Here is a 15504-nt window from a genome sequence, read left to right as displayed (position 1 = left end):
CGTGCCTACGCCCCCAGGTGGCTGCGCTGCTCCACCAGAGGGCACGTGAACACGTCGCGTTCGCCGAGGCCGACGCGGTTGATGTAGCGGACGACGATCGCGTACGAGCTGAACAGGCTCGTCTGTGTGTACGGGACGTCGCGCTCGCGGCAGTAGTCGGCGATGACGGGGGCCGCGCGGCGCAGGTGCGGGCGCGGCATCGACGGGAAGAGGTGGTGCTCGATCTGATAGTTGAGCCCGCCCATCGCGATATCGATCACGCGGCCGCCGCGGATGTTCCTGCTCATCATCACCTGCCGACGCAGGAAGTCGAGCTTCAGATGACGCGGCACGATCGGCATGCCCTTGTGGTTCGGCGCGAACGCGACGCCCATATAGAACCCGAACACGCCCAGCTGCACCGCGAGGAAGGTGGCGGCGATGCCCGGCGAGAGCACGAAGAACACAAGTGCGGTGAATCCGATGAGTCGGACGCTGAGCATCCCGATCTCGACCCAGCGCCGATCCAGATGCTCGCGCGTCGCGACGCGGCGCACACCCGAGGCGTGCAGGGAGACGCCCTCGAGAAGCAGGATCGGGAAGAAGAACAGCCCCTGGTGGGCGCGCAACCAGCCCAGCACCCGACCCCGACGACGCTCGGACTCCTCGCCCGAGACGGCGATGACGGGCAGCTCGATGTCGGGATCCGCGCCGACCCGGTTGGGGTTCGCGTGGTGTCTCGTGTGCTTATGGCGCCACCAGCCGTAGCTCATCCCCACGAACAGATCGCCGAGGATAAGGCTGATCCAGTCGTTCCACCGGCCCGAGACGAAGATCTGGCGGTGAGCCGCATCGTGGCCGAGGAAGGCGATCTGCGTGAAGATGATCGCGAGGAGCGCTGCGGTGAATAGCTGCCACCAGGTGTCGCCGATCCAGACGAATCCGGCGATTGCGATGGCGAGCGCGAGCGGCAGGCCGACGAGCTTCGTCCAGTAGTAGCCGTAGCGGTGCCGGAGGAATCCCCGATCGCGGATCCTCTTCGCCAGCTCGGAGAAGTCGCTGGTGCCGCGTCCGCCCGTGCGACGGACATCGGTCGGGATGGTTCTGCGGACGGTGGCCATGATGCGCCTCCTTCGTTCGAGGCTACGCCCCTCGTTCCGCCTGCAGGGGGAATGTGACGTCGCATGGATGCCGCCCTCCTCTTCAGGAGAGCCGGGTACGGTGAGGCGTCGTGTTCCACATCGTCTTCCATGAGCCGCGGATCCCCCCGAACACGGGCAACGCCATTCGCCTCGCGGCTGTCACAGGCTCCACCCTCCATCTCGTGGAGCCCCTCGGCTTCGACCTCTCGGATGCGAAGCTGCGTCGCGCGGGCCTGGATTATCACGACCTCGCGCGCGTCCGCGTGCACAGCGATCTCGACGCGGCCCTCGCCTTCCTGAACGAACACGGTTCGGGGCGAGTCTGCGCCTTCACTGGCCACACGGACAGGTCCTTCACGGATGTCTCCTACCGTTCGGGCGATGCGCTGCTGTTCGGATGCGAGCCCGACGGACTCCCCGACGAGGTGCTGCGGCACGATCGCGTGACGGACCGCGTGCGGATCCCCATGGTCCCCGGCGCGCGCTCGCTCAATCTCTCGAACGCCGCCGCGATTGCGACGTACGAGGCCTGGCGGCAGAACGGCTTCGACGGCGGCCTCTGACCCGCCGCCTCCGAGCGCACGCCGCATCGGCGGCAAGACCGCGGGCGTCAGAACGCGGGCGGTTCCGCCCTCGCGCGGCGCCGTCGACGAGCCGTAGCGACCGCGTAGAGCACCGCGACGACGAGACAGAACGCTGCCGTCGTCGCCAACCCCACGGCGAAGCTCGTGCCCGCCGCGATGAAGCCGACGACGAGGGATCCGAGACCGGTGCCGGCGTCGAAGCCGATGTTCCACGTCGTGCTCGCGACATTGCGCAGCCGGTTCGGTACGGCGGCAAACGACACGACAAGGGTCAGATTCTGCAGGGCGCCGTACGCGGCACCCACGAGCGTCACGCCGACGACGAGGGCGATGGGGCGGTCGTCCGGAGCCAGCACGGCCCATGCCGCGACGGCGAGACCTGCCGCGCCGACGACGAGCAGCGGGGCGATGAATCGGTGCGGGCCGAATTGGTCGGCGAAGCCACCCGCCAGCCACCTCGTGAAGGCGGTTGCGCCTGTGAAGGCGAAGAGACCGATCACCACCGTGAGCGCGCCGTATCCGAATTGCGGGGCGAACGAGATGATCGCGCCGCCCGGCGTCGTGATGGCGAGCAGCACCAGAGAAGGAACCGCGAGCGCGAGAATCAGTCGTCCCGGCCCCACCGGCCCGTCGGAGCTCTCTTCCTCGTCCTCTTCGCCTCGCCGATCGATGCGGGCCCCGAGCAATGCGGCGAAGGGCGCGGCAATGACCGGCAGGCAGCCGAGCGCGAACACGACTCGGAAGTCCACGGACTCCGCGAGCCATGCCGATGTCGGCGTGAGCAGGAACTGCGGCAGTGCGATCGACAGCCCGTAGGCACCGATCGCACGACCGCGTCGGGGAGCAGCGACGAGGTGCGCGACCGCGCTCGCGCCGCACACCGTCAGCACGGCGAAGCCGGCGCCGCGCACGGCGGAGACGGCCAGCACCGCCCAGAGCGCGTCGGAGAGCGCGAGCATCGCTGACGGGGCGCCGAGCAGAAGCATCCCGGCGATCATCGTGACTCGCCATCCGAGTGTCCGCAGCGCCCACGGGACCACCGTCTGCACGAGAACCGTCGCGAGCATGAGCACGGCGTTGACGAGCCCCGCCCCCGCTTCGTCGGCGCCACCGTGCCGTGCCCAGAGCGGGGCGGTCGGCAGCAGCAGTGCGTAGCCGGAGAACCCGAGCGCCGACATCGCGAGCAGCGCCGACATCCCGGGAACGCGCCACACTGATCCGGAACGGATCGGCGGCGGGTCGGTCGTCTCACGCATCCTTCGATTCTCGCGGACGGAGGCGACATCGGCATCGCGCCCGAACTCGGTCTCGCCACGATCACACAGACGGGCATAGGCTGACACGAGGGAGGAGGAACCATGCCGACACGTTTCGTGGTCATCGGAGGAGGCCTCGCCGCGGCGACCGCGGTCTCCGAGCTCCGCTCTCTCGGCTTCGACGGCGCCATCGATCTGGTCGCCGCCGAGCCGCGTCGCCCCTATGAACGACCGCCGCTGTCGAAGGGCTACCTCACGGGCGCCGACGATCGCGAGAGCGTCTTCGTGCACGCGGAGGGGTGGGAGGCCGAGTACGACGTCACGCCGCACCTCGGCGTCGCCGCGCGCGGCATCGCGGAGGGCCGGGTCGAGCTCGACGACGGCACATCGCTCGCATTCGATCAGATCCTGATCGCGACGGGCGCGACTCCGCGCCCGCTCCCCGTCCCCGGCGGGGACGCCCCCGGAGTGCACACGTTCCGCACTCTCGACGACGCCGATGCGCTGCGCGCCTCGCTCGCCGAGGGCGGGCGTCGCGTCGTCTGCGTCGGATCCGGGTGGATCGGGCTCGAGCTCGCGGCTGCCGCGCGCGGATACGGCAACGAAGTGACGGTCGTGACCCGGAGCCGGGCGCCGCTGGCTGCCGCGCTCGGCGACGAGATGGGCGGGGTGTTCCGCGAACTCCACGAGGACCACGGCGTCACCTTCCTGCTCGAGCGCCAGGTGCTCGCCATCGAGACCGGATCAGGCGACTCCGCGACGGGCGTGCGCACCGATCGTGAGCTCGTTCCCGCCGATGTGGTGATCGTCGGCATCGGCGCCGTTCCCGACACCGAACTGGCCGAGACGGCCGGTGCCGCGATCGACGGCGGGATCCTCGTCGACGAGAGCATGCGCACCTCGGTCGAGGGGATCTTCGCGGCGGGCGACGCGGCGAACGCCTTCCACCCGGTGCTCGGAGCTCGCCTGCGGAGCGAGCACTGGGCGAACGCGATCGCGAGCGGCAAGGTCGCGGCCGCCTCGATGCTCGGGCGCGACGCCGCGCTCGACGATGTGCCGTATTTCTTCACCGATCAGTACGACCTCGGCATGGAGTACTCCGGCTACGCGCCACTCGCTGACGACGCCGAGGTCGTCGTCCGCGGTGACCGCCGATCCGGTGAGTTCATCGCCTTCTGGGTGCAGGGCGATCGCGTCGTCGCCGGCATGAACGTCAACATCTGGGACGTGCAGTATCAGGTGCAGCGCCTGATCCGGGATCGGGTCGCCGTCGACCGCACCCAGCTCGCTGATTCGGCCATCGACCTGGCATCGATCGCGTGATTCGGCGTATCGGCCGGCGCGAGTTCGACTTCGCGCGCCAGATCGCGGTCATGGCGGTCGTGAACCGCACACCCGATTCGTTCTTCGACGAGGGTGCGACGTTCGCCCTCGACCGGGCCGTCGCTGCGGCCGGTCGCGCCGCCGAACTCGGCGCCGATTGGGTCGACGTGGGGGGCGTCCCTTTCGGGCGCGGTCCGTCCGTCTCGGTCCCCGAGGAGATCGAGCGGGTCGTCCCGGTCGTCGAGCGGATCGCGGAGACAAGCGACGTCGTCATCTCGGTCGATACGAATCGAGCCTCGGTGGCCGCGGCGGCCATTGCGGCTGGTGCGTCGGTCGTCAACGACACGAGCGGGCTCGGCGACCCGGAGATGGCCCGTGTGATCGCCGACAGCGATGCGCACGTCGTGATCACGCACAGCGTCGGGCCGCCCCGCGTCGAGAAGCCCGCGGCCCGCTTCGATGACGTCGTGCGCGAGGTGCGGGACTTCCTTCTCGCCCGGACCGAGCGGGCGATCGACGCAGGCGTGCCGGAGAACCGCATCATCGTGGATCCGGGACACGACCTTGATAAGAACACCGCGCACTCGCTGGAGCTCACCCGGCGACTCGCCGAGATCGCGGAGATCGGGCCGCCGCTGCTCGTCGCCGTGTCGAACAAGGACTTCATCGGCGAGACCCTCGACCGTGCCAAAGAGATGCGGCTCGCAGGCTCGCTCGCGGCAATGGTCAGCAGCATCGAGCGCGGCGCGCGGATCGTGCGAATGCACGACGTCGCGGCGGCCGTCGATGCGGCGCGGATGACCGAGGCGATCCTCGGCTGGCGCGAACCGGCCCGGATGGAGCACAACACGCACCCCACGAGGAACGTATGAGCCCGCGCATCGACCGTCTCTGGCCGAACCCCGACGCTGATCTGGACGACGAGGCTCTCCTCGCGGCATACGCGTTCCCGGCGGACCAGGCGTGGCTGAGGATGAACTTCGTCTCCAGCCTCGACGGTGCGGCCACGCGCGAGGAGCTCTCGGCGGGTCTGGGCGACGAGGCCGACCATCGCGTCTTCGACCTGCTCCGCCGCCCCGCTCACGCGGTCCTCGTCGCCGCGGGGACCGCACGCGCGGAGGGTTACGGAGCGATGCGACTCGATGACGCATCCGCGCGTTGGCGCGAGAGTCAGGGCCTCGCCCCGCACCCGGTCTTCGCGCTCGTGACCCGCTCGCTCCACGTGGATCCGACTTCCCCCGTCTTCGCCGACGCGCCCGTACGGCCGGTCGTCTACACGGTGGCGAGCGCGCCATCCGAGCGACGCGCGGCACTCGAACCGGTCGCCGACGTGGTCGTGACCGGCGACGAGAGCGTCGACCTCCGCGCGCTTCGCGACGATCTCGCGGCGCGCGGGTGCACGCGGATCCACAGCGAGGGCGGACCGTCGTTCTTCGGCGCGTGCCTGACCGCGGGAATCGTCGACGAGCTGTGCCTGACGCTCGCACCGACACTCGAGGGAGGCGATGCGGCCCGGATCGCCGGCGATACCCAATCCGCGCCGACGTCGATGCGCCTCGCGTCCGTCCTGCGAGCGCGCGACGAGCTTCTGCTGCGCTACGTGCGCGGGTGAAACGCACGAAACGAGAGTGAAGGGGAACGCCATGACTTCGTCGACTCTGCTCCGAGGAGCCCTGGTCTGGGATGGCCTGGCCGACGCCGCGGAGGCGGGCCAGGAGGTGCTCGTCACCGACGGACGGATCGTGGCCGTCGGCCCCGGAATCGAAGCCCCGCCGGGCACGGACGTCGTCGATCTCGCCGGGCACACGCTGACTCCCGGGTTCATGGACTGCCACACCCACGTGGCGGTGTCGCCAGACATCACCAGCGCCATGAGTTCGTCGGGCGCGGCGACCGCGCTCCGCAGCCTGCCCGTCCTCGAGACGCTGCTCCGCAACGGCTTCACGACGATCCGCGACCTCGCAGCCGGTGATCCTCACTACGCCACGATCGATCTGCGAAACGCCATCGATGCCGGACTCGTCGCCGGTCCGCGCATGCTCGTCGCCCCGCATCTGCTTTCCGCCCGCGGCGGCCACGGCGACTTCTCGGGCCTGCTGGCCGACCACTATCAACCCCTGAACCGCGCCATGGAACTCGCCGCCGCCGACGGTCCGGACGAGATCCGCACGCGGGTCCGGCAGGAGATCCGCGCGGGGGCCGACTGGATCAAGTTCGGAGCGACCGGCGGATTCTCCAGCCCCTCCGACGATCCGGAGCAGATCACCTACACCCAGGAGGAGATGAGCGTCCTCGTCGAGACCGCCCGCGACCTGGGCCGGCCCGTGACCCCGCACTGCTACGGAGACGAGGGCGTGCGCAGGGCCGTGAAGGCCGGGGTGCGCAGCATCGAGCACGGGAATCTCGCGTCAGCGGACTCGCTGAAGATGATCGAAGACGCCGGGGTGTTTCTCGTCCCGACCCAGTACACGGTCGTCAACGACGCGCAGATGGCGTTCGACGCAGAACACTGGAAGCGCAAGCCGCGATTCGAGCAGGAGAAGTTCCAGAAGCACCAGTCGGCTATCCTCTCGGGCGCCGAACACCTCGCGGCCAGCGAGGTGAAGATCGCATTCGGCACCGACGCCGGCATGTTCCCCCACGCCGACAATTGGCGCGAGTTCCCCGCAATGGTCTCCCACGGCATCAGCGAGCTGCGCGCGCTCAAGGCGGCGACGAGCGTGGCCGCCGAGATGCTCGGACTCGACAATCTCGGCGTGATCGCCGAAGGCAGGATCGCCGACCTCATCGCGATGCCCGGCAACCCCCTCACCGATATCGAGGCCACGGGACGGGTCGACTTCGTCATGAAGGACGGCATCGTGCACAGGCGACCGGATGCCGAAAGCGGAGTACCGGCGTGAGCGGCCCAGGGAGCGAACAGTGACGACTCCGATCAAACATGCGCGCCCGGAAGATCTCGCCGCTGCGGCAGACACGCTCGCAGCCGCGTTCGAGCACTACCCGTGGACCCGCTACGTCATCCCCGAAAGCGGCTACGCCGATCGGCTGCGCGAGCTGCAGGGGCTCTATCTCGACTACGCACACACGCACGGTCTCGTCGCCGTGACCGTCGATAGGGACGGGGTGATCGCCGTTCTACCGCCGGAAGCACCCGCGCCGGGACAAGGTGTGATCGACCGCATCCTCGAGTTGCACGGCGACCGTGCCGCCCGTCTCGAGCACACCGAACCACCGCCGCATGCGTGGCGATTAGAGACCCTCGGAGTCAGGCCAGATAGCCAGGGTCGCGGGTACGCGTCGGCCCTGATCACGTTTGCCGTGAGGGAAGTCGCGCAGCGGGGTGGCTCGCTGATCGCGCTGGAGACCTCCGACCCGAGGAACGTGCGCCTCTACGAACGCCACGGGTTCGTCATCGACGCCCAGCGCGACGACCCCGAGCGACCGCCGATCTGGAGGCTGACCGCGACGTTGAACGACTCTGCCCCCGACAGCGCGAGGACGCGACGATGACACGCGTGGACGACGCGCTGGACGCGTACCTGGCAGCGACGAATACGCACGACTTCGACGAGGTTGCGGAGTGCCTCGCCCCCGACGCGGTGTACTTCTTCGGGGATGCGACCTGCGTCGGCATGACCTCGATCAGGGCGTACTTCGAACGCACCTGGGCGCTGCTCCCTGACGAGCGGTACTGGGCCTCGAATGTCACGTGGGTAGCTCGCGGAACCGATACGGCCGTAGCCGTGTACGCATATCACTGGACGGGGACCATTGACGGAGAGGCGCGAAGTGGCATCGGTCGCGCCACGAACGTCTTCGCTCGAACCGCAGAAGGATGGCTGCTGACACACGAGCACCTGAGTGGGGTCAGCGGGGACTCCGACGAGGTCTTCCTACTCTGATCTCGGCAACACCCTGCGCGTGAAGCAGAAGCCTGCCCCGTCATCAGACGGGGCAGGCTTCAACTTGCTCAACTTATGTGGACCCAGCGGGACTCGAACCCGCGACCCCCTGCATGCCATGCAGGTGCGCTACCAGCTGCGCCATGGGCCCATTTTTTGTTTTTCACCCTCGCGGGCAACTCATATAGCTTACAACAGCTCGCGAGATCAGGTGAAATCGGGCTCGTTCGACGGGCGTGTCGGGAGCTCGAACGGCACCGTCGGGCAGTCCTTCCAGAGACGCTCGAGGCCGTAGAACTCGCGCTCCTCGCGATGGAACACGTGCACGACGAGATCGCCGAAGTCGCAGAGGATCCACCGACCCTCGGCCTTTCCCTCGCGGCGCAGCAGCTTGTGCCCGGCCTTGTGGAGTTCGCGCTCGATCTCGTCGGAGATCGCGCCGGCGTTGCGCTCAGAGCGTCCCGTCACGATGAGGAAGATGTCGGCGAGCGGCATCGGCTGCGAGACGTCGAGCGCGACGAGGTCTTCACCACCCATCTTGTCGGCGGCCGCGGCGGCGGTCTGGAGCATGTCGACGGATGAGGGATTCACTGGTTGAAGGCTCCCGTGAAGTAGAGGGTGGCGAGGGTTCCGACGGCGACGATCCCGAGGATCCCCGCCGTGATGCCGAGGGCGAAGAGCAGGCCGCGGCCCTTCTCGGGCGCGGGCGGGCGCATCACATCGTGAGCGCCCTTCTGGGTCGAGATGGCAGCCGACGCCGCGATGGGTGTCGGCGAGGAGCTCGCAGGCAGCTCGCCGTCGACGAGCACAGCATCAGCCTCTCGACCATCGGTCGTGCCCTTCGCTGCGCCCTCCGAACCGAGCCCCTCGGGCAGCCGGTGCGAGCTCGTCATGATGATCGAGCTCGGCGACGTCGTCGCGTACTGCCCCATGAGGTCGTCGAAGGAGGCCGCCTCGGGCTCTCGCTGCGTCTCGCCGACTCCCGCGCCGAAGCTCGGGTTCAGAGCCGGCGCGGAATCGACCGTGTCGTCTGCGCGAGCGGCGTCGTCCGTACCCGCGGGCTTCTCAGCCTCCGCCATCGCCACGACCGACGCGTCTTTAACGTCGGCAGGCACAGACGCAGTGGCCTGCGGGGAAGGCTGTTCCTCGTCCTGAACGGACGGCGCCTCGTCTTCGGACGGAGAGTCGATGGCATCGATCGACTGGGGATGCCGCTCCCCCGTCGCCGCGACGTCTCCGGAAGCATCGTGGGGTGTCGTCTCGCCGTCGGAGGAGACTGCGGCATCCTCGGACGAGGATGCGGCGTCGTCGGCCGAGACGATCGGCACCTCGTTGGTGCGCAGCCGACGCAGCTCCTTGCGGGTGAGCGCGTGCGGTGACTCGGCATCCTGCGGGACGCTCGCCACCACGTGCGGGCCGGGTGCGGCAGGGGGATCCTCGGCAGACGCCGCGTCGAGAGCCTCGCGGACCGCGGGCTCACCGCCCTTCGCGCGCAGCTCGCGCAGCTCGCGCCGCGTCAGCGGTCGCCTTCCCTGCTCGCCCGATGTGCTCATACCCTGCTCCGATAAAGATGATGTTTGGCGATGTACTGGACGACGCCGTCGGGAACCAGGTACCACACGGGCAATCCCCCTTCGACCCGAGTCCGGCAGTCCGTCGACGATATCGCCAGCGCCGGGATCTCGAGAAGACTGACGCGATCGCTCGGCAGGTCGGCGACGTCGAGGTCATGACCCGGCCGGGTGACGGCAACGAATCGCGCGAGCTCCCACAGCTCATCATGATCGCGCCAGCTGAGAATCTGCGCCACGGCGTCGGCCCCCGTGATGAAGAACAGCTCCGCACCCGGTCGTTCCTTCTGCAGATCGCGCAGGGTGTCGACCGTGTAGGTCGGCCCCGCCCGATCGACGTCGACCCGACTCACAGTGAAGCTCGGGTTCGACGCCGTCGCGATGACCGTCATCTCGTAGCGTTGCTGTGCCGGCGAGACCTCGGGCTTGTGCCACGGGGTTCCCGTCGGGACGAAGACGACCTCATCGAGACTGAAGCTCGTCGCGACCTCGCTCGCAGCCACAAGGTGGCCGTGATGGATGGGATCGAACGTCCCGCCCATCACCCCGATGCGAACGGGCCGCGACGAGCCGGTCACTGCTGAGCCGACGGCTGCTCGTCGGTGTGCGGGGCGGGATCCGCGTGGCGGTTCGCGACGTTTCGGTACGACGCCGCGATGAGGGCGAGCACGCCGAACACGGCGATGGCTACGACGCCGTAGGGAAGCGTCTCAAGCGCCACATTGCCGTGGTGCTCGGTCTCGGCCGCGATGTGCGAAAGCGCGGAGGCGATGTGCATCCTGTCTCCGTTCGAAAGATGGGGGATCGTCGTTTCTCAGACTATCGCCTGAGGGCCGCAGAACCGCTCAGGGGCGGATCTGGCCGGCGCCACGTCCGATCCACTTCGTGCTCGTGAGCTCGGGCAGCCCCATGGGTCCGCGCGCGTGGAGCTTCTGCGTCGAGATGCCAACCTCTGCACCGAATCCGTACTCGCCACCGTCGGTGAAGCGGGTCGACGTGTTGACGTACACCGCCGCCGAATCGACCTCGGCGAGGAACTTCTCGGCGTTGCGCACGTCGGTCGTCACGATCGTCTCGGTGTGGTGCGTGCTGTAGCGATCGATGTGTTCGATGGCCTCGTCGAGCGTGTCGACGACCTTCATCGCGATGTCGAGGCTGAGGTATTCCGTTCCCCAGTCGTCCTCCGTCGCGGGAACGATGTCGTTCGCAAGCTGCTGGACCACCTCGTCGCCATGCACCGTGACGCCGGCCTCCTGAAGTGCGCCGACGACACTCGGAACGAGACGCTCGGCTGCGTCTCGCAGCACGAGGACGCTCTCCGCCGAGTTGCACACGCTCACGCGATGCGTCTTGGAGTTGACGGTGATGTCGCGCGCCCAGTCGTCGGGAGCCGTGGAATCGAGGACGACGTGCACATTGCCCGCGCCCGTCTCGATGACCGGAACGGTCGACTTCGTCACAACGGTCTCGATGAGGGCCGCCGATCCGCGCGGAACGAGCACGTCGATGAATCCACGCCCCGTCATGAGAGCGTTCGCGCCCTCGCGGCCGAACTCGTCGACCGTCTGAATCGCCTCGGGGTCGATGCCCTGCGTCTCGAGCGCATCGCGCATGATCGCCACGAGCGCCATGTTCGAGCTCATCGCGGCGCTGCCGCCACGGAGCACGACCGCGTTTCCGGATCGCAGCGCGAGCGCCGCGATGTCGACCGTCACGTTCGGACGGGCCTCGTAGATCGCGCCCACGACGCCGAACGGAACGCGGATCTGCTCCAGGCGGATCCCGTTCGCCATGCGCTCGCCGCGCACGACCTGACCGATGGGATCCGGGAGTGCCGCAACCTGACGCGTCGCGTCAGCGAGCGCCGCGATGCGCTCCGACGAGAGCGCGAGGCGATCGAGCAGCGAGTCGCCGATCTGCTTCTCGCGGCCGCGCTCGAGATCCTCGGCGTTGGCGGCGACGATCCGCTCCTCGTTTGCGATCAGGGCGTCGGCGATCGCGTGCAGAGCGTCAGACTTCTGCGTGCTCGTGAGCGCGGCGACGCTTCGCGCGGACTTCTTGGCGAGGGCGAAACGGGCTTCGGGTGCGTCGGTGATGGTCATCGATCCTCCTCATTCTCGTCGTCCTGCAGAATCACGGAGATCGCCTCCGTCTTCGGGTGTCCCGTCGCGGCCGGCGCGAACCAGGTCCCGATGTCGTGGCCCGCGAGGGCATCGGAGATGTTGTCGGCGCTCGTGACGAGCGCGCCCACTCCGTGCTCCTGCGCCAGGCGACCGGCCGTAGCCTTGGTCGCCGCGCCTCCCGTGCCGACGCTGTTGACGACCTTGCCGCCGAACTCGAACTGGCGCAGATCGTCATCGACCTCGATCGTGTCGATCGGGTGTGAGCCCTCGCGGTCCGGCGGAGCCGTGTACAGGGCCGTGATATCGCTGAGAAGGACGAGCGCGTCGGCCTTCATGAGGTGCGCGACGAGTGCCGAGAGCCGGTCGTTGTCACCGAACCGGATCTCGTGCGTCGCGACCGCGTCGTTCTCGTTGACGATCGGCAGGACGCCGAGCGTCAGCATGCGGTCGATCGCGCGGCGCGCGTTGCTCCGCGGGGTGCTGTTCTGCATGTCGCTCAGCGTGAGCAGCACCTGCCCGGCGAGGACGCCGAACCGGTCGAGGCTCGACTGCCAGCGCCAGAGCAGCGCGTTCTGCCCGACCGCCGCGGCGGCCTGCTGTGTCGCGAGGTCGGACGGCTTGCCCGTCCCGAGGTCCATCAGCGAAACCGCCGTTGCGATCGCGCCGGACGAGACCAGGATGATCTCCTGCCCTCGTGAACGCGCCTCGATGATCGCGTCGGCGAGCATGTCGATGCGCCACGACGCATCTCCACTGATCGACGACGAACCGACCTTGACGACGATTCTCTTCGCGGTTGCCAGATCCTGACGTGCTTGTGCCGTCACTCTGTACCATCCATCCCTTCGAGCGCGTCCTCGTCTCTGCGAGCGAGGCGTCGCTCTTCTTCCAGTGCGCGCTCGATCGTGCGCGCGTCCTGCCTGGCCTTGTATGCGTCGCGGCGCTCCGCCGTCGTGCGACGGTGCGTGCCATCGAGGCGGGGATCCGTGCCGCGCGGCGCCTGCGTGAGCTCGGCTGCCGAGCTGAGAGCCGGATCCCAGTCGAAGACGACGCCGTCGCCGTCACCGATGACGACGGGCGAACCCGGGACGGCACCCGCGCGAACGAGCGCGTCTTCGATGCCGATCTTCTCGAGGCGGTCGGCGAGATAGCCGACGGCCTCGTCGTTCTGGAAATCAGTCTGCTGCACCCAGCGCTCTGGCTTCTCGCCGCGGATGCGGAAGGTCGTGCCGTAGGTGCCGCCCTCGGCCGTCACGGTGAACTCGCGCCGGGAACCCTTCGGACGGATGACCACGCGCTCGCGCGGCTCGTCGGTCGAGATCGTCGTGCGATGCTCCTCGACGATCTCGGCGAGGGCGAAGGTGAGCTCCCGCAGGCCGCGATGGGCGACAGTCGAGATCTCGAAGACGCGGTAGCCGAGCGCCTCGATATCGGCTCGCACGAACGCGGCGAGTTCCTCGGCCTCGGGCACATCGATCTTGTTCAGCACGACGAGCTGCGGTCGCTCGAGAAGCGGCAGCTGCCCCTCCGGAACGGGGTAGCTCCCGAGCTCGCGGCGGATGGTCTCGAGGTCGCTGACCGGGTCGCGACCCGGCTCGAGCGTGGCGCAGTCGAGCACGTGCACGAGGGCCGTGCAGCGCTCGACGTGGCGGAGGAACTCGAGTCCGAGCCCGCGTCCTTCACTCGCCCCTTCGATGAGGCCGGGAACGTCGGCGACCGTGAAGCGCACGTCGCCGGCCTGCACGACTCCGAGATTCGGGTGGAGCGTCGTGAACGGGTAGTCGGCGATCTTCGGACGGGCGGCCGATACGGCGGCGACGAGGCTCGACTTGCCGGCCGACGGGAATCCTACGAGCGCGACATCCGCGAGCGTCTTCAGCTCCAGGACGAGGTCGCCCTCCCAGCCCGGCGTGCCGAGCAGCGCGAAGCCCGGGGCCTTGCGCTTCGGCGAAGAGAGGGCCGCGTTTCCGAGCCCACCCTGCCCGCCCGGAGCCGCGATGAACCGCATGCCGGCCTCATCGAGGTCGACGAGAACATCGCCCGACGAGTCCTTCACGACCGTGCCGACCGGAACCGGGAGCTCGAGGTCTTGACCATGCGCACCAGAGCGCATGTCCCCCATGCCGAAGCCACCGTTCTCGGAGCGACGGTGCGGCGAGTGGTGATAGCCGAGCAGCGTTGTGGTCTGCGTATCGGCGACGAGGACGATGTCGCCCCCGTCACCACCGTTTCCCCCGTCGGGGCCGGCGAGCGGCTTGAACTTCTCGCGACGAACCGACACGCAGCCGTTGCCGCCGCTGCCCGCCCGCAGGTGCAGGGTGACCTCGTCGACGAACGTGACCATGGTGCCTCTTCTCGGATCTCGGGGTTCTCGGACCCCATTGTGACGTGCGCGGACTGACCGACGCTACGCAGAACGGGGGCGAGCGTCAGCCCGCCCCCGTTCTGGATGCAGATTGCGTGTGATGCCGGCGATTACTCGGCTGCGGCCACCACGTTGACGACCTTGCGGCCGCCCTTGCTGCCGAACTCGACAGCGCCCGCTGCGAGAGCGAACAGAGTGTCGTCGCCGCCGCGCCCGACGTTCGCGCCCGGGTGGAAGTGCGTTCCGCGCTGGCGCACGAGGATCTCGCCTGCGTTGACGTCCTGGCCGCCGAAGCGCTTCACGCCGAGGCGCTGCGCGTTCGAGTCACGACCGTTGCGAGTGGAGCTTGCGCCCTTCTTATGTGCCATGTCAGCCTCTCCGCCTTACTTAATGCCGGTGACCTTGACGCGCGTGAGCTCCTGACGGTGGCCCTGGCGCTTCTTGTAGCCGGTCTTGTTCTTGTACTTCTGGATGACGATCTTCGGGCCGCGGAGATCGGAGACGACCTCGGCCGTGACCGTGACCTTCGACAGCGCGTCGGCGTCGGTCGTCACGTTGTCGCCGTCGACGAAGAGGACGGCGGGCAGCTCGATCGACTCACCCTCGGCAGCCTGGACACGGTCGAGCGTGATCACCGAACCGACCTCGACCTTCTCCTGCCGGCCACCGGCGCGAACAACTGCGTAAACCACGTTGATACCTGTTTCATTGGGGACGGCCCTTCGGCCATCCGAATCTCACGGGAAGTCTGGGCGCCTCGCTCCGAGGGAACCGAGCTGGGCACTCACTGATTGCACCGCACTGGTTGTGCGGGGTGCATCTGTCAGGTCTCCGCCGCGCCGCCAGTGGGAGAGCGCGCGACAGGGGACGCACCAGCGGACCACTTTACCTGATTCCAGCGGGAATCTCCGAATCAGCACCGGCGGCGCGTCGCGCAAAGCCGCCCAGGACGCCCGGAGAGTTCTATGCTGGTGAATATGACTATTCTCGTCGACACTCCCCTCTGGCCCGCACACGGCCGCCTGTGGTCCCACCTCATCAGCGACCGCAACCTCGACGAGCTGCACGCCTTCGCAGAACGCACCGACATCCCTCGGCGCGCGTTCGACCTCGACCACTACGACGTGCCCGAAGAGGCGATCGGCCGACTCGTCGCAGCGGGTGCACGGCCCGTCTCAGGAGGCGAGCTCACACGCGCCCTCATCGCCTCGGGCCTCCGCGTCCGGGCGAAGGATCGCCCGGACGCGCACTGACGA

Annotated in this window: 19 protein-coding genes and 1 tRNA gene; 8 read left to right on the top strand and 12 right to left on the bottom strand. The window is 68.4% G+C overall.

Going from position 1 to position 15504, the window contains the following annotated elements; translation table 11 throughout:
- Positions 1-5 precede the first annotated feature (5 nt).
- Entirely contained in the window at positions 6-1100 is a 1095-nt protein-coding gene (locus C0012_RS08535) for a fatty acid desaturase family protein (RefSeq protein WP_110589035.1), read from the bottom strand.
- Between the two features lie 110 nt (positions 1101-1210).
- Here C0012_RS08535 and C0012_RS08530 point away from each other — a divergent pair, with 110 nt between their 5' ends.
- Positions 1211-1684 carry a tRNA (cytidine(34)-2'-O)-methyltransferase gene (locus C0012_RS08530; RefSeq protein ID WP_110589036.1) on the top strand — a complete coding sequence of 158 codons (474 nt, stop codon included), beginning with the start codon at positions 1211-1213 and terminating at the stop codon, positions 1682-1684.
- A 47-nt stretch (positions 1685-1731) separates the two neighbouring features.
- Here C0012_RS08530 and C0012_RS08525 read toward each other — a convergent pair whose 3' ends face one another.
- Positions 1732-2961 carry an MFS transporter gene (locus C0012_RS08525; protein WP_198411102.1) on the bottom strand — a complete coding sequence of 410 codons (1230 nt, stop codon included), beginning with the start codon at positions 2959-2961 and terminating at the stop codon, positions 1732-1734.
- Between the two features lie 102 nt (positions 2962-3063).
- Here C0012_RS08525 and C0012_RS08520 point away from each other — a divergent pair, with 102 nt between their 5' ends.
- Genes C0012_RS08520 through C0012_RS08495 form a run of 6 tightly spaced genes read left to right on the top strand, consistent with a single transcriptional unit; the run spans position 3064 to position 8189 of the window.
- On the top strand, positions 3064-4284 hold the full coding sequence (locus C0012_RS08520) for an NAD(P)/FAD-dependent oxidoreductase (protein WP_110589037.1): 1221 nt from the start codon (positions 3064-3066) through the stop codon (positions 4282-4284).
- A 50-nt stretch (positions 4285-4334) separates the two neighbouring features.
- Entirely contained in the window at positions 4335-5156 is an 822-nt protein-coding gene (gene folP / locus C0012_RS08515) for a dihydropteroate synthase (protein WP_110589401.1), read from the top strand.
- Positions 5153-5896 carry a pyrimidine reductase family protein gene (locus C0012_RS08510; protein WP_110589038.1) on the top strand — a complete coding sequence of 248 codons (744 nt, stop codon included), beginning with the start codon at positions 5153-5155 and terminating at the stop codon, positions 5894-5896. The genes folP and C0012_RS08510 overlap by 4 nt, the downstream gene beginning before the upstream one ends.
- Positions 5897-5927: 31 nt before the next feature.
- Positions 5928-7187 carry an amidohydrolase family protein gene (locus C0012_RS08505; RefSeq protein ID WP_110589039.1) on the top strand — a complete coding sequence of 420 codons (1260 nt, stop codon included), beginning with the start codon at positions 5928-5930 and terminating at the stop codon, positions 7185-7187.
- 19 nt (positions 7188-7206) lie between these two features.
- Entirely contained in the window at positions 7207-7797 is a 591-nt protein-coding gene (locus C0012_RS08500) for a GNAT family N-acetyltransferase (protein ID WP_110589040.1), read from the top strand.
- Positions 7794-8189: a YybH family protein gene (locus C0012_RS08495; RefSeq protein WP_110589041.1), complete on the top strand. Its 396-nt coding sequence runs from the start codon at positions 7794-7796 to the stop codon at positions 8187-8189. Before C0012_RS08500 ends, C0012_RS08495 begins: the two co-directional genes overlap by 4 nt.
- A gap of 78 nt (positions 8190-8267) precedes the next feature.
- Here the strand turns inward: C0012_RS08495 and C0012_RS08490 are convergent.
- The 10 genes from C0012_RS08490 to rplU form a co-directional block, all read right to left on the bottom strand.
- Positions 8268-8340 (bottom strand) — tRNA-Ala (locus tag C0012_RS08490).
- A 56-nt stretch (positions 8341-8396) separates the two neighbouring features.
- Entirely contained in the window at positions 8397-8759 is a 363-nt protein-coding gene (gene rsfS / locus C0012_RS08485) for a ribosome silencing factor (RefSeq protein ID WP_110589402.1), read from the bottom strand.
- 17 nt (positions 8760-8776) lie between these two features.
- The gene (locus C0012_RS08480) at positions 8777-9742 is read right to left on the bottom strand and encodes a prolipoprotein diacylglyceryl transferase (protein ID WP_110589042.1); all 966 of its coding nucleotides are present in this window, start codon (positions 9740-9742) and stop codon (positions 8777-8779) included.
- Positions 9739-10338 (bottom strand): nicotinate-nucleotide adenylyltransferase, encoded by a 600-nt coding sequence (nadD, locus tag C0012_RS08475; protein ID WP_269777932.1) that lies wholly within the window; start codon positions 10336-10338, stop codon positions 9739-9741. The genes C0012_RS08480 and nadD overlap by 4 nt, the downstream gene beginning before the upstream one ends.
- Positions 10335-10538 carry a hypothetical protein gene (locus tag C0012_RS08470; protein WP_110589043.1) on the bottom strand — a complete coding sequence of 68 codons (204 nt, stop codon included), beginning with the start codon at positions 10536-10538 and terminating at the stop codon, positions 10335-10337. Before C0012_RS08470 ends, nadD begins: the two co-directional genes overlap by 4 nt.
- Positions 10539-10605: 67 nt before the next feature.
- On the bottom strand, positions 10606-11862 hold the full coding sequence (locus tag C0012_RS08465) for a glutamate-5-semialdehyde dehydrogenase (protein ID WP_110589044.1): 1257 nt from the start codon (positions 11860-11862) through the stop codon (positions 10606-10608).
- Positions 11859-12710: a glutamate 5-kinase gene (gene proB / locus C0012_RS08460; RefSeq protein ID WP_110589045.1), complete on the bottom strand. Its 852-nt coding sequence runs from the start codon at positions 12708-12710 to the stop codon at positions 11859-11861. The genes C0012_RS08465 and proB overlap by 4 nt, the downstream gene beginning before the upstream one ends.
- Positions 12707-14227, bottom strand: coding sequence for a GTPase ObgE (gene obgE / locus C0012_RS08455; protein WP_110589046.1), 1521 nt, complete (start codon positions 14225-14227; stop codon positions 12707-12709). Before obgE ends, proB begins: the two co-directional genes overlap by 4 nt.
- Before the next feature lie 131 nt (positions 14228-14358).
- Entirely contained in the window at positions 14359-14616 is a 258-nt protein-coding gene (gene rpmA / locus C0012_RS08450; RefSeq protein WP_110589047.1) for a 50S ribosomal protein L27, read from the bottom strand.
- 15 nt (positions 14617-14631) lie between these two features.
- Complete coding sequence (gene rplU / locus C0012_RS08445; RefSeq protein WP_110589048.1) at positions 14632-14940, bottom strand: 50S ribosomal protein L21; 309 nt, start codon at positions 14938-14940, stop codon at positions 14632-14634.
- A gap of 285 nt (positions 14941-15225) precedes the next feature.
- Between rplU and C0012_RS08440 the strand changes: the two genes are divergently transcribed.
- On the top strand, positions 15226-15501 hold the full coding sequence (locus tag C0012_RS08440) for a DUF4031 domain-containing protein (RefSeq protein ID WP_110589404.1): 276 nt from the start codon (positions 15226-15228) through the stop codon (positions 15499-15501).
- The last annotated feature ends 3 nt before the right edge of the window (positions 15502-15504 follow it).

This window comes from Microbacterium suaedae (genome assembly GCF_003254645.1).
In the GTDB taxonomy this organism is placed as follows: Bacteria; Actinomycetota; Actinomycetes; order Actinomycetales; family Microbacteriaceae; genus Microbacterium; species Microbacterium suaedae.
The sequence above is the reverse complement of the archived record's forward strand: the minus strand, read 5'-3'. Positions and strand labels throughout refer to the sequence as shown.